Origin of the sequence: Alkalihalobacillus sp. NPDC127517 (assembly GCF_050276055.1) — a bacterium.
In the GTDB taxonomy this organism is placed as follows: Bacteria; Bacillota; Bacilli; order Bacillales; family Bacillaceae_D; genus Alkalicoccobacillus.
The window spans coordinates 195,351-208,661 of sequence record NZ_JBNNQX010000001.1; the positions used below are offsets into that span (position 1 = coordinate 195,351).

Annotated in this window: 12 protein-coding genes; 5 read left to right on the top strand and 7 right to left on the bottom strand. The window is 40.1% G+C overall.

Going from position 1 to position 13,311, the window contains the following annotated elements; translation table 11 throughout:
• The first annotated feature begins 81 nt into the window (after positions 1–81).
• The 4 genes from nrdI to ACQKKO_RS00910 all read left to right on the top strand — a co-directional run bounded on the left by nrdI (position 82) and on the right by ACQKKO_RS00910 (position 4,275).
• Complete coding sequence (gene nrdI / locus ACQKKO_RS00895) at positions 82–468, top strand: class Ib ribonucleoside-diphosphate reductase assembly flavoprotein NrdI (protein ID WP_498643386.1); 387 nt, start codon at positions 82–84, stop codon at positions 466–468.
• Positions 428–2,539: a class 1b ribonucleoside-diphosphate reductase subunit alpha gene (gene nrdE, locus ACQKKO_RS00900; protein WP_498643388.1), complete on the top strand. Its 2,112-nt coding sequence runs from the start codon at positions 428–430 to the stop codon at positions 2,537–2,539. Before nrdI ends, nrdE begins: the two co-directional genes overlap by 41 nt.
• Positions 2,540–2,619: 80 nt before the next feature.
• Complete coding sequence (nrdF, locus tag ACQKKO_RS00905) at positions 2,620–3,600, top strand: class 1b ribonucleoside-diphosphate reductase subunit beta (protein ID WP_498643390.1); 981 nt, start codon at positions 2,620–2,622, stop codon at positions 3,598–3,600.
• Between the two features lie 54 nt (positions 3,601–3,654).
• Positions 3,655–4,275 (top strand): hypothetical protein, encoded by a 621-nt coding sequence (locus ACQKKO_RS00910; RefSeq protein ID WP_498643392.1) that lies wholly within the window; start codon positions 3,655–3,657, stop codon positions 4,273–4,275.
• A 56-nt stretch (positions 4,276–4,331) separates the two neighbouring features.
• Here the strand turns inward: ACQKKO_RS00910 and ACQKKO_RS00915 are convergent, their stop codons facing one another.
• The 5 genes from ACQKKO_RS00915 to ACQKKO_RS00935 form a co-directional block, all read right to left on the bottom strand.
• Complete coding sequence (locus tag ACQKKO_RS00915) at positions 4,332–5,000, bottom strand: sunset domain-containing protein (RefSeq protein ID WP_498643394.1); 669 nt, start codon at positions 4,998–5,000, stop codon at positions 4,332–4,334.
• Positions 5,001–5,196: 196 nt separating this feature from the next.
• Positions 5,197–6,336 (bottom strand): M20 family metallopeptidase, encoded by a 1,140-nt coding sequence (locus ACQKKO_RS00920; protein WP_498643396.1) that lies wholly within the window; start codon positions 6,334–6,336, stop codon positions 5,197–5,199.
• Between the two features lie 294 nt (positions 6,337–6,630).
• Positions 6,631–7,329, bottom strand: a complete 699-nt coding sequence (locus tag ACQKKO_RS00925; RefSeq protein ID WP_498643398.1) for a response regulator — start codon at positions 7,327–7,329, stop codon at positions 6,631–6,633.
• A 14-nt stretch (positions 7,330–7,343) separates the two neighbouring features.
• The gene (locus tag ACQKKO_RS00930) at positions 7,344–8,933 is read right to left on the bottom strand and encodes an ATP-binding protein (protein WP_498643400.1); all 1,590 of its coding nucleotides are present in this window, start codon (positions 8,931–8,933) and stop codon (positions 7,344–7,346) included.
• Positions 8,934–9,464: 531 nt separating this feature from the next.
• Positions 9,465–10,346, bottom strand: coding sequence for an NYN domain-containing protein (locus ACQKKO_RS00935; RefSeq protein WP_498643402.1), 882 nt, complete (start codon positions 10,344–10,346; stop codon positions 9,465–9,467).
• Positions 10,347–10,487: 141 nt separating this feature from the next.
• On the opposite strand from ACQKKO_RS00935, the gene ACQKKO_RS00940 reads away from it, so the two are divergent.
• Positions 10,488–10,808, top strand: coding sequence for a hypothetical protein (locus tag ACQKKO_RS00940; protein WP_498643404.1), 321 nt, complete (start codon positions 10,488–10,490; stop codon positions 10,806–10,808).
• 59 nt (positions 10,809–10,867) lie between these two features.
• Here ACQKKO_RS00940 and ACQKKO_RS00945 read toward each other — a convergent pair whose 3' ends face one another.
• Positions 10,868–11,683, bottom strand: a complete 816-nt coding sequence (locus ACQKKO_RS00945) for an aldo/keto reductase (protein WP_498643406.1) — start codon at positions 11,681–11,683, stop codon at positions 10,868–10,870.
• 168 nt (positions 11,684–11,851) lie between these two features.
• Positions 11,852–13,282 (bottom strand): YfcC family protein, encoded by a 1,431-nt coding sequence (locus tag ACQKKO_RS00950; protein WP_498643408.1) that lies wholly within the window; start codon positions 13,280–13,282, stop codon positions 11,852–11,854.
• Positions 13,283–13,311 lie beyond the last annotated feature (29 nt).

Here is a 13,311-nt window from a genome sequence, read left to right on the forward strand (position 1 = left end):
ATATTGTTTTTTTAGTGTTTATCTTATACTATATGTGGTATAGTTCTTTAAAGATTGATTGGAAAAGGAACGTGATATGAGATGCAAATCATATACGATTCAAAGACTGGTAATGTGAAACGGTTTGCGGATAAGCTTCCTTTTGGGGACAAGCAACCACTACATCAAGATACACACATAGATCAGCCCTTTATCCTCATTACGTATACAACTGGCTTTGGTAATGTGCCAGCGAGTACGGAGGCGTTTCTAGCAAAGAATGCTGACTACATTGTAGGTGTGGCAGCAAGCGGGAATCGGATATGGGGGGCAAACTTTGCAAAAAGTGCGGATACCATTTCTGCACGTTACAATATTCCTGTGTTCAGGAAGTTTGAGTTAAGCGGCACGTCATCAGACGTAGAAGGATTTACACAGGAGGTCAATGATGCTACTACAAAAACAAAACAGCATTCCACGTTGGGTTGAGTTAAACAACCAAATTATGATTCGCAAGGAAGGTCAATTTCAGTTTGATAAGGATTTAGAGGCTGTACATAGCTATTTTGTTGATTATATCAACCAAAATACAGTCTTTTTCCATGATCTTGAGGAAAAGATTAAGTATCTTGTTGAGAACGACTACTACGAGGCACACATCATTGAGATGTACACAATGGAAGAGATTAAGGAAGTGTATCAACTTGCTTATGATAAGAAATTCCGTTTCCCTTCTTTTATGAGTGCATTTAAGTTCTACAATGACTATGCTCTAAAAACAAATGATAAGAAGAAGATTCTTGAGCGCTACGAAGACCGCATTTCGATCGTAGCTTTGTTTTTTGCTAAGGGTGATGTGGCCAAAGCGAAGCAATATGTTGAGACAATGATTAATCAAGAGTACCAGCCAAGTACCCCTTCATTCTTAAATGCGGGTCGTAAGCGTCGTGGAGAGCTTGTTAGTTGTTTCCTTCTGGAAGTAAATGATTCGTTAAATGATATTTCTAAGGCTATTGATATTTCCATGCAGTTATCTAAGTTAGGTGGCGGTGTGTCTCTTAATCTTTCTAAGCTTCGTGCAAAGGGTGAGGCGATTAAAGATGTTGAGAATGCGACAAAGGGTGTCGTTGGTGTAATGAAGCTTCTTGATAATGCGTTTCGTTATGCGGATCAAATGGGTCAGCGTCAAGGATCAGGAGCGGCTTATTTAAATGTGTTCCACAGTGATATTAATGATTTCCTTGATACTCGTAAAATCTCAGCAGATGAGGACGTTCGCGTAAAGACGTTATCGATCGGAGTCGTTATTCCTGATAAGTTCGTTGAGCTTGCACGTGAGGACAAGGATGCGTATGTATTCTATCCACACACGATCTACAAGGAATATGGCATTCACATGGACGAGATGGATATGAATGAAATGTACGATCAGCTTGTAGACAACCCGCGCGTTCGTAAGGACAAGATGAACCCACGTCGTTTGTTACAGAAGCTTGCTATCCTTCGTTCAGAGTCAGGCTATCCTTATATTATGTTTGCTGACAATGTGAACAACGCACACGCAAACAATCATATTAGTAAGGTAAAATTCTCTAATCTTTGCTCTGAGGTTCTTCAAGCCTCTCAAGTTTCAACCTATGGTGATTATAATGAAGAAGATGAGATTGGTTTAGATATCTCATGTAACCTTGGATCCATTAACATCATGAATGTGATGAAAAATAAATCTCTTGAGCAGACTGTTGCAATTGCTACAGATTCTCTGACGCACGTATCTGAAACAACAAACATTCCAAATGCGCCAGCTGTCCTGCGTGCAAACCACGCGATGCGTTCAATTGGACTTGGTGCGATGAACCTTCATGGTTACCTTGCTCAAAACCAAATTGCTTATGAAAGCGAAGAAGCGCGTGATTTTGCAAACACGTTCTTTATGATGATGAACTTCTATTCGATCAAGCGTTCAAATGAAATCGCAAAAGTAACTGGACAAACGTATCATCAGTTTGAAGGTTCAACGTATGCAGATGGAAGCTACTTCACTAAATATCTTGAGAATGATTATTCTCCACAATTCGAGAAGATTGCAACATTATTTGAAGGGATGCATGTTCCAACAAAAGAAGATTGGGCACAGCTTGCTGAGCGCGTGAAGACAGATGGTCTGTATCACAGCTATCGCCTATGTATCGCTCCAACTGGTTCGATTTCATACGTCCAATCTAGTACGGCATCCGTTATGCCAATTATGGAGCGTATGGAGGAGCGTACGTACGGTAACAGTAAAACGTACTACCCTATGCCAGGACTTGCACCGTCTAACTGGTTCTTCTATAAAGAAGCTTATGATATGGACATGTTCAAGGTAGTTGACATGATTTCAACCATTCAAGCGCACGTTGACCAAGGAATTAGCTTTACGTTATTCCTAAAAGATACGATGACGACTCGTGATTTGAATCGTATTGATCTGTATGCTCACCATAAGGGCATCAAAACGATTTATTATGCTAGAACAAAAGACACCGGCCAAGAAGGCTGCCTATCTTGTGTCGTATAAAATAGAAGCAAATATCCATCAAAGAGGTGGCCCTGTCACCTCTTTTGTTATGTAAATAGAAATAAAGGAGATACACAATCATGAGCAGAGTATTTGATGCAGCAAACTGGTCAAAGCACGAGGACGACTTTACACAAATGTTCTATAACCAGAACGTAAAGCAGTTCTGGCTTCCTGAGGAAGTCGCGTTAAACGGAGACCTTTTAACATGGAAGTATCTTGAGGAAACTGAAAAAGATGCGTACATGAAGGTTCTAGCAGGATTAACCCTGCTTGATACGGAGCAAGGGAACACAGGCATGCCGATTATTGCCGATCACGTTGAAGGCCACCAGCGTAAAGCTGTGCTTAACTTTATGGCAATGATGGAGAATGCCGTGCACGCAAAGTCATACAGTAATATCTTTATGACGTTGGCTCCAACTGAGACGATAAATGAAGTATTTGATTGGGTGAAAGAAAATCGTTTCCTTCAGAAAAAAGCAAACACGATTGTTGGAATCTATGAAAACATTCAAGCGAATGATGACATCTCCCTTTATAAAGGGATGGTTGCATCTGTATATCTTGAAAGTTTCCTTTTCTACAGCGGATTCTACTATCCTCTCTACTTCTATGGACAAGGGAAATTAATGCAGAGTGGCGAGATCATCAACCTCATCTTACGTGATGAAGCGATTCACGGCGTTTATATTGGTCTACTTGCTCAAGAGATCTACAATAAGCAAACGCCTGAAGTACAGCTTGAATTACAAGGATACGCACATGAGCTCCTTAAATCCTTATATGATAATGAGCTAGCTTACACAGAAGATATTTATGACCAAGTTGGCCTTTCCTATGATGTGAAGAAATTCATTCGCTATAATGCAAACAAAGCGCTAATGAACTTGGGCTTTGATGCGTATTTCGAAGAAGAAGAAATTAACCCGATTATCTTAAATGGTTTAGATACAAAAACAAAGTCACATGACTTCTTTTCGATGAAAGGGAACGGATATAAGAAAGCAACCGTTGAACCTGTACGAGATGACGATTTTATTTTTGATACGCAAGAGTAGGCGTTACGCCTCTTTTGCGTCTTACTTTTGTTGATTCAGGAAGGAAGAGTACAAATGGGAAAAATGGACGAGCAAATCCTAGTTGCCCCCCGAGAGTCCGTCTTCGAGTCTGAGACGTTAACGTTCCAAGGGTTAACTGGTGAGAAAACAACTACAGACGCCATCATGAAGCAAATCAAAGAAACCTATAAAGAAATGCGTCGTGGTGACGCGGAGGAAGATCCTAGCTTTAAGCAGCCGATCCCTTATGTAGTCATTCGCCGTGGAGACGAATTCTTTGCGTATGAACGCTTAGCTGGTGGTGGGGAATCTCGCTTACACAATAAGCTTTCACTTGGCTTTGGTGGTCACATGAACCATATTGAAGCAGATAGCTTTGATGAGGTTCTGCGGATCAACACCGACCGCGAATTGGATGAAGAGCTGGAACTGGCTGAGGATGATAAGGTATCGATTAAAACCATAGGATTAATTAACGATGATGAATCCGAGGTTGGTCGTGTGCATATTGGTATCCTTTCAGTACTCGATGTAAAAGATTCGGCACAAGTCAGTGTAAAAGAAACCGATCAAATTGCAGGGCACTGGATGAAGCTTGAGCAGTTAGCGGATCAAGACCAATATGATCGCATGGAGACATGGTCTCAGTTTGTGGTTGATTTGTTAAATAAATAAAAGGCAAAAAGATCAGAACCTATACTCAGGGTCTGATCTTTTTGTCTAACTGATTATTATCTTTTAGGCGCTCTGTATCCTGCATTCTCAGCTTCTGATTCTGAACAAAAGTATTTCACAACATTTGTCGTTCGATCATAATAAGTGCTACCAGGTACATGATAGATGCCACTTTCACTTCCTTTTATGTCACAACTTGCAGCTTCTTCTGAAGAACTTTGACTCGTCTCACTTTTATCGGTGTTACTATTTTCTTGGGCATTTGCCTTTACTTCTTTAATCTCTGATTCCTTCGATTGGATCTCTTTGCTTAATGTTTCCTTATCTTTTTCAAGTGTTGAAACTTGAGAATCTAGCTTTTCCATCTCTTCTACTAGTTTCTCTTTCTCACTTTCTATTTCCTCGTTTTTGAGTACTAAAGTATCAATCTCACCTTCGTACTCCTGAATTTTGTTTTCTAATTCTTCAATTGATGTTTGACTGGCAATCTCCTCTTCAAGCTCTTTGTTTCTCTTTTCTGTTTCAAGTATTTTTTCTTTTAGTTCATCATTCTCTTCACTTAATTCTGATATTTGTTCTTTCTGCTCATCTGTTACCGTTTGCAATTCCTCTAAATCTGGCCCAGCTGACACACTTTGAACTTCCCCACACCCACTTAGCACCATAACTAATATGATTGCGGCTAGTACAGATTTCCACTTTAATAACACTCTAGATTCGTTCATTGTAAATGCTTCCTCATCTCTATGTAATATTATCTAACAAACATATATTCATCATAGAGTTTAGGCTCAAGAATGAATATAGTTTCGACAAAAGCTCTTATATATTTCTATATTTATAGCGAAAATAGGATTAATAATATAAAAAAGCAAACTACCAGTATTGATAGTTCGCTTCTAACAAATAATATCTATTAATCTATTTTAAGTTCGCTAACTTCTTCAAAACTTCTGCTAAAAGCTCAGCCCTCTCCACCAACGTTTCAATCTCTAGGTATTCCCCTTCATTATGTTGGTTCCCGCCTTTTGGTCCTAAACCATCAATGGTAGCAATCCCCATGGCTGATGTGAAGGAGGCGTCTGAGCCGCCGCCGGTTGAGATGTCCGTAATCTCTAGGCCGATGTCTGCTCCTACTTCTTTTATCGTATGAAGTAGCTCGATGGTCTGACTGTTTTTCTCCATTGGTGGACGTGTAATCCCGCCTTCTAAGTGAATGGATGTCCCATCAATATCTGGCGTGGCGCAGATCTCTTCAATCTTCTTTGCAAGCGGTTCTGCTTGATCCATTTTTGTGATACGTATATCAATTTCAGCCGTTGCTTTCGGTGCAACGGTGTTAACGGAGGAGCCGCCATTTATAAGACCTACATTCACACTGATACCATTTTCATGATCTGATAGAGCGTGAAGCTTAATAACCTTGTGGGAAAGCTCTTCTATCGCACTGCGGCCTTTCTCGGGTTCGATCCCTGAATGTGCAGCTCGACCGCTGACTTCCATTTTATAAAGTCCCCCTCCACGTCGCGAGGATACAAGTGAACCGTCTGTTCTTGCAGGTTCCATCACAAGAGCGTATTTCATTCCGCTTGCATGCTTTTCGATGACTGCTTTTCCCGCTGGTGCGCCAATCTCTTCATCACTTGTAAATAGAATTTTCACTGATTTCAAAGCGTCTGCGTGATCTTGTAGCAAAGCTTTTACCGCAAATAGAGTAGTGACGTGGCTTCCTTTCATATCAATAACGCCAGGACCATAGGCCATATTCTCTTTTATTGTAAATGGTCTTTCTTCCGCTGTGCCTTTTCCAAACACGGTATCCATATGTAAAACAAGTAGCGTCGTAGGGTTTGTTGCTTCTTTATGAGTAACAATTAATTGATTTCCGAACTCTTTTTCTTCATTTATATGAGTATCGAAATTTAATTGGTTAAACTCTTGTTGTAAGATTTGGACAATTTGATCGACACCTTGTTTATTATAGGAGCCACTGTCAACATTGACTAGCTTTTCTAACAGCTCCAGCATGGCCGTTTCTTCAGATTGTAGATACTCTTTCATTGTTACCACTCCTATCTATTCTTCTATCATTCTAACATAATAAGAAGAATAGAAAAAAGCTGCCTTACGATCGACCAGTCTACGCAGACTCATCACTCGTAAGACAGCTTCATTGCTTAGAATAAGCTGAGTGTAATCTTAATCCAACCGACAATGGCAACCCATAATGGTAAGCTAAGTAAAGTCCCCCAGAAAACTCCCTCAAAAAAATTCCCTTCATGCTCCATCATGACTCCCCCTTTTATAAGGAGTTTAGACAATTATATGCAGCTCTATTCATATTAGTATTAAAGATTACGTAGGTTTGTATAATTTCTCTGGTCTTCCTACCACGCCGTATGTGACATCACTTTTTGCATCACCACGTTCAACCAATGAGGCTAAGTAGCGCCGTGCCGTTGATCGACTTACACCAAACGCTTCTACTACTAGCTCCGTTGTCGCTTCTCCCTTTGATTGGATGAAGGCCAATATTTTCTGGTAGGTTATATGGTCAATTCCTTTTGCAAATGGGACTTGGGTTGATTCTTCATGTTCACCACCTAGAAAAAGCTGATCAATATTTTTTTGGTCCAATTTTTTCTGCTCACTTGCCCAGTGTGTTAAGGTAGATCTGAACCGTTTGTACCGAGTGAGCATCTCTTTAAAGCGCTTAAACATAACAGGCTTTGTCAAATAATCAAACACACCATATCTTAATGTCTCCACAACCATTTGAGCGTCTTGTTCAGCGCTAATCATAATCACATCTACTTCCGGGTACTCTACTTTCAGTGTTGGTAAGAACTCTACCCCATTTAAATCAGGAAGGTAAATATCTAAGATAACAAGCTGTGGTTCATAGACATCTAATAGCGTTTCAGCTTCATCTTTTGAAGTAGCCACTCCAACTACACGAAAGCCTTCTACCTTTTCAACAAATCGTTTATTTATTTCTGCTACCTTCAGATCATCTTCAATGATTAGCACATCAATTTCTTGAGTATGTTCCACAGGTATGACTCCTTTCACCCTTCATTCTCTTCTAGAGGGATGATTATTTCAATCGTTGTTACAGCATGGCCCTTTGAGTGAGCAGTGAACGTTCCATTTAATTCACGCACCATTGATTGAACGATCCGCATTCCGTATCCATGGTTGCCTTCTGTCTTAGATGAGTAACCCGTTTGAATAATGGACTCAAGTGAGTGCCCTCCAAAGCCTATTCCCCAGTCGTCCACAGATACAACCATGGAGCTTTCTTTATATGAAAAAGTTACATGAATCTTTTTATGAACAGCCTCTGGCTTTAAAACAGAATCTATGGCATTATCAATGATGTTTCCGAGCACTGTCAGTAATGGTTGTCGTTGTTTTTGGCTCAATTGAATCGGTTTAGGTGGAAGCTCAAGTATCCACTCAATCCCTTTTTCTTCAGCCTGATGCTGTTTGCCGATTAGTAAAGCTTGAAGCCATGCATCACTTTGATTCGCCTCTAATTCATTCATTTTTTTATTATGTGAATGTGCTTCCGCGTTTATATACTCAATGGCCTCTTGGTATGATTCAAGCTGCAGGAGCCCAGATAAAACGTGAAGCTTGTTTGAAAACTCATGCGTTTGTGCCCTCAATGCATCAGCATATGCCTCCGTTTGACTTAGTTTTTCAGTTAATTCTAGAAAATCTGATGTATCTCTCAAGCCAAAGACTGTGCCAATCCATTCGTTTGCCTGATTTTTAATTGGCACCTTCTGTACAACAATGCCTCTTGCCATAGAGATCGCTTCACGATCTCTCATTGTTTCGTCACCTTGAACAAGCAGCTCCGATAAGACATGAGAATGAATAAGCTCAGATAAAGCGCGTCCCAGGTAGGTTTGTGTTGAATCAAGACGCAACAACTTCTTTGCTCGACCATTCATTAACGTAATCTCATTCTTCTCATTCATGGCTAATAAGCCTTCACCTACGGATTCAACAATCGCTTGTTTTTCTTCGTAGAGGCGACCAATTTCCTTTGGTTCCAATCCGAGCGTGGCGCGTTTTAATCCTTTTGTAATCGCAAATGTACCTATTGCACCTAGCCCGAGTGTACCAAGTCCTACAAATAAAATAACTCTCTCGTAGGCTAGTGCGGTTGCGTTAATGCTTTCAGCTAAAAATCCAACAGATACAAAACCAACGATTTCATCCTCAATGACAACCGGTGCCTTCCCGCGAATGGAGAGCCCTAAAGAGCCTTCTGCCTTTGAGATAATGGAACGTCCTTCTTGTAGAACAGGCTCATTGTCTCCTCCAACAGCTGGTTTTCCTATTCTAGAGGGCTCAGGATGGTAATAGCGTATGCCCTCTTCATTAGCAATTGTTATAAATTCTGCTTCACTTACTTCAAACACATCATTAACTGTCTGATACATTGCTTCCGCCGGATGAGCCGATTGAAACGCATCCAAAACGGTTTCATTAATGGCTACGGTTTCAGCCATATCTAGCGCCCGCTGTCCTATTTCCTTCTCAAGTGCTTCTTCAATCATTTTTTGGGAGGAAACCCCTAATATACAGATTATAAAAAGAATAAATGTAAAGATTAATAGCATTAATTTCGTTTGAAAGCGCATAAATAAAACCTCTTTCAATGACTAAATCATTATTTAATAGTATACCATTCCTTTTCCCTAAGCTAGAAACACTAAAAAGGAGAGCCCCATAGGGACTCTCCGATGAACCTACTGACATCACTTTGTCAGGCCGCACATGTGCAGGTGGTTCTGCGTGCTGCGACGTCTCGCAGCACAGGTAAACCTCGTACAATCAACGTTCACTGAACCACCTCCTTTCGATTGATTTAAGTATACTAATGCTTGTCCTGTTTGTAAAGACTTATTTTTCAGAATATTTACATTGTATTCATTAAAAAAAATTGGTTTAAACCAATCGTAACTTGGGAACTATACTAATAAGATCAATCGTGGGAACTAATCCCCGACTTGGTTAAAGCAAATAAAAAAAGACAAGGTATGTCCCTGTCTTTGTAACGTATGAGTTTAACGTACTAAATGTTAACGAATGCGTTGTAACGAATCATTTACCTGTACCCCTATAATATGAAAATATAGGGCCGAAGTCAACTATTTATTCGTGTAGTTCTATCATTTTCTGACAGAAACAGATTCTACGAAGGGCGTAACCATGTTACGGCCTTTTTCTGTTAGAGCTAAGCTAGGCTTGACTTCTCCGGTTGTTAAGTCCTTATTTATTGTTCCAATTAATTTACGGACCTTTAATAAATCAATCAGCTCACTGGCGGAATTTGCTGGAATCGAGAACTTAAGCGAATATTGATTTCGAAGCCACGGTGCACCTAAATATAAATCACTATCCCCGTATTTTTTCTCCCATTCATCAATAAACTGGAGCGACTGTTCTACGTATGCTTCTAGTTCATATTCTTGCTCTTCTAATTTAAGAAATGTCCCTAAATCCTCACTATGATGCGAGTAATTTGTAATATCCGTATGTTTAGGCGCTGCCTCAGATAAATAAAAGAGTTCTACTCGTTTTCCTTTATACATAAGTCTACTCATAATAGGAACCATATCACTGTCTGCGGTGACAAATACATAGCAAGAGATGCTTTCATCTTTAAACGTACTTTCAATTGCATCAATACAAAGCTCAATGTCAGATGAATTTTTTCTTGAATCACCATCTTTATCGTTGGAATATACATGTTTAATTTGAATACGTTGTTTTTGTAGGTCTGTTAAACTTGACCGAATTCGTTGAAAGTCGGCGTATGCTCGGAATGTGCGGACGCGATCCTGACCGTAGCGTTCCCAAAGACACTGGAACAGGTTCTTACTTTTTTCCTCGTGATTCGGGTTATGGTTATAGCGGTTCATTAATGTCCAGTACACATTGTCGTAATCGACAAAGATGGCTACATTGTCATCTGTTATATGTGTATCGTAAGTAGAGTGTAGTAATGCATCTAGTTTGTTAATAAATTGTTCGTTGGTTTGATCTTTCATTGTTGGTGTTGCTCCCTTCTTGTTCTAGTAACAAGGATTCTGATTTTATAATGTTACTTCCTGTTGTTAAATGGTTCCAATTCATTGTGTAATTGTGTATGATAAATAGGCTCAAATATCTTGAAAAGGAGGATGATATCTTTGTCTACTTCACGTATACTTAAATGGATCACTGGTGGTGGTGAGGCAATCTTAGCCATTCCGTTACTCGGTGGGGCTTTAGTTATTTCCAGCTATTATTCTGTCTTACCTTTAATGCTTGCCCTGCACATCACTACATTAATTCTATCCAATAAAGATGGAGGCGATACGTACCCGAGTATTTTAGGGATCGTCACCTCGTGTATTGCTTGGATACCGATTGTTGGGTTTATCATGCACACGATTACCGCTATTCTACTGTTGGTTAACGCGGCGAAACGTGATTCAGCAAGCGTAAAAGAAATGAATGGACCTTTATAGGGTACATATTGGTTGATGACGAGACGAATATCCTTTTTGGATATTCGTCTCATTTTCAGTTATCCATGAAATCCTCTGTCTTCATTGATTGCCGAGATGTTTTCCATCTCTTCATCTGTCAGATTAAAATCAAAAATATTTGCGTTGGATTCAATCCGCTCTTCTTTACTTGATTTTGGAATTGGAATAATGCCTCGCTGTATATTCCATCTGAGAATGATTTGAGCGGTTTCTTTGCTGTACTTCTCTGCTAGCTCCATAAGCAATGGATGTTCTAGTAATCTACCTCTCATTAAAGGGGACCAAGACTCCATGACAATCTCATGCTCTAGACAAAATGCTTGTAGGTTTTCTTGCGAAAGTAAGGGATGTAGCTCCACTTGATTTAAAACAGGCTTCATTTTGGCCGTTTTAAATAGCTCTGTCAGATTCTCTTCAGAGAAGTTACTTACTCCAATGGATTTGACCTTTCCTTCGTTCACAAGCTCTTCAAGAGCCCGCCAGCTTTCTGCATTCTCCTCTTCCGTCCCTGGCCAATGAATGAGTACTAGATCAATGGTGTGTAACCCTAATTTCTCATAGCTTGCAAGAACAGCCTGCCTTGTTTTTTCATAGCCTAATTCTGTTTTCCATACCTTTGTCGTAATGAAGATCTCATCCTCTGGTATGCCTTGAACAACCGCTTCACGAATGGCTTCTCCAACTGCCTGTTCGTTCTCATACATCGCAGCTGTATCGATCAAGCGGTACCCATATCTTAGTGCTTTATGTACCGCTAGTGACGTTTCAGCGTCGGTCATTTTATATACGCCAAGGCCAAAGATTGGGATCGAGTGACCATCGGATAATGGAATGGTTGTTTGTAGGGATGTCATTGTACGAGCCACCTCATTTTTTAGTAGTTGATCTTGTTATGTATGAATACTTCCTTATATACCCGTTATCTAAAAACAGTAACTTAAATACTACTAATTCCATAAAGAAAAGATAATCCCTGCAAAAAAATAACGTTAGGCACATATGCCTAACGTTCATTCACTACATTATCCTGTCCAGCCTGTCATTTGCGCATAGATTAGAAACATTGCCCCCACAGCCATATAAATGAGGAACAGAGGAAGGAAAAAGCGAACCCATTTTGCCCAGCTGATTCCCGCAATAACCAATGCAGCCATAAAGTACCCTGACGTAGGAAAAAGAATGTGAGCAAATCCATCTCCAAACTGATAAGCCAAGATGGCTGTCTGTCTTGTTACACCAAGAATATCGGCTAAGGGCGCCATGATCGGCATGGTGACCAGTGCCTGTCCACTTCCTGATGGAATAAAGAAATTAATGACTAACTGCACAGCCATCATTCCAATGGCACTAAGAGTGCTAGGGAGGTGTCCCACTACAGAACCTAATGCATAAACAAGTGTATCCATGATTTGTCCATCTTCAAGCACGATCGCTACCGACCGAGCGATTCCGATGATGATAGCACCCATTAACACTTCACGAAAGCCTTCTGTAAAAGCCTCACAGATCTTCGTTAATGAAAGTCCTGCAATTAAACCAACAATAATTCCCATAAAAATAAATAGTCCAGACATTTCAAGCATAAACCAGCCTAACTGAGTAACTCCATAAAAGACAAGCGCGGCGAATAGTGGTAGCGACAATATAGCCAGCAGCTGCCTTTTATTGATTTGTCTTAAAGGTTCATCTAAGGCGTCCTTATATATATGTCGATTTGATTCGTCCTCATCGTACGTTAAACTTTTGGCTCCATCCTTTTTTACCTTACGAGCATACCTCATCACATATAAGCTCCCTATGATGATAATGACGACTAATATAATCGCACGCAGTTCAAAACCAGAATAGATTTCTAATCCCGCAATTTGCTGAGAAATTCCAACAGTTCCAGGGTTCATCACGGCAGCCGTAAAGCCAAGGGCTGTAGAGATTAGCGCAATGGCAGTGGCTGTCATAGAATCATATCCTAAGGAAATACATAATGGAATTAAAACAGGTATGTATACTAATGAAAGCTCTGGTGTTCCAATCATCGTAGATATTGTAGCAAACACGGTAATTAATACAGGAATAACAAGAATACTCTGATTCTTAAAGGTGCGCGCTAATCGGTCCACTCCAATCTCAATGATTTCCGTTCGGCGGAGCACCATGAACATTCCACCGATGATAAAGGTAAAAAAGATAATTTCACTTGCATCCTGCATTCCTCGAGGAATGGCTAACATAAAATCCATGAAAGTTAGAGGCGTGGCTTCCACCTCAGTAAATGAATCAGGATTGATTGATTCTCTTCCATTTGGACCAGCTACGCGCTCAAATGAACCAGCTGGAACAATATACGTTAAAATGGCAGCCACACCACTTATGACAAATAATAAAACGTAGATATGCGGCATACTCCAACCATTTTTCTTTTTTATTGTTGTTGTTGAAACTTTCTGTGGCTCCATCCTCCCACTCCCTTAGTTCGAATTATCAC

Excerpts from the sequence above, each read along its gene's own strand:
- ACQKKO_RS00920 (WP_498643396.1), bottom strand. The coding sequence starts at position 6,336 with ATGAAAGAGTATCTACAATCTGAAGAAACGGCCATGCTGGAGCTGTTA.
- ACQKKO_RS00915 (WP_498643394.1), bottom strand. The coding sequence starts at position 5,000 with ATGAACGAATCTAGAGTGTTATTAAAGTGGAAATCTGTACTAGCCGCA.
- nrdE (WP_498643388.1), top strand. The coding sequence starts at position 428 with ATGCTACTACAAAAACAAAACAGCATTCCACGTTGGGTTGAGTTAAAC.
- ACQKKO_RS00945 (WP_498643406.1), bottom strand. The coding sequence starts at position 11,683 with ATGACATCCCTACAAACAACCATTCCATTATCCGATGGTCACTCGATC.
- nrdI (WP_498643386.1), top strand. The coding sequence starts at position 82 with ATGCAAATCATATACGATTCAAAGACTGGTAATGTGAAACGGTTTGCG.
- ACQKKO_RS00950 (WP_498643408.1), bottom strand. The coding sequence starts at position 13,282 with ATGGAGCCACAGAAAGTTTCAACAACAACAATAAAAAAGAAAAATGGT.
- ACQKKO_RS00935 (WP_498643402.1), bottom strand. The coding sequence starts at position 10,346 with ATGAAAGATCAAACCAACGAACAATTTATTAACAAACTAGATGCATTA.
- ACQKKO_RS00930 (WP_498643400.1), bottom strand. The coding sequence starts at position 8,933 with ATGCGCTTTCAAACGAAATTAATGCTATTAATCTTTACATTTATTCTT.
- nrdF (WP_498643390.1), top strand. The coding sequence starts at position 2,620 with ATGAGCAGAGTATTTGATGCAGCAAACTGGTCAAAGCACGAGGACGAC.
- ACQKKO_RS00910 (WP_498643392.1), top strand. The coding sequence starts at position 3,655 with ATGGGAAAAATGGACGAGCAAATCCTAGTTGCCCCCCGAGAGTCCGTC.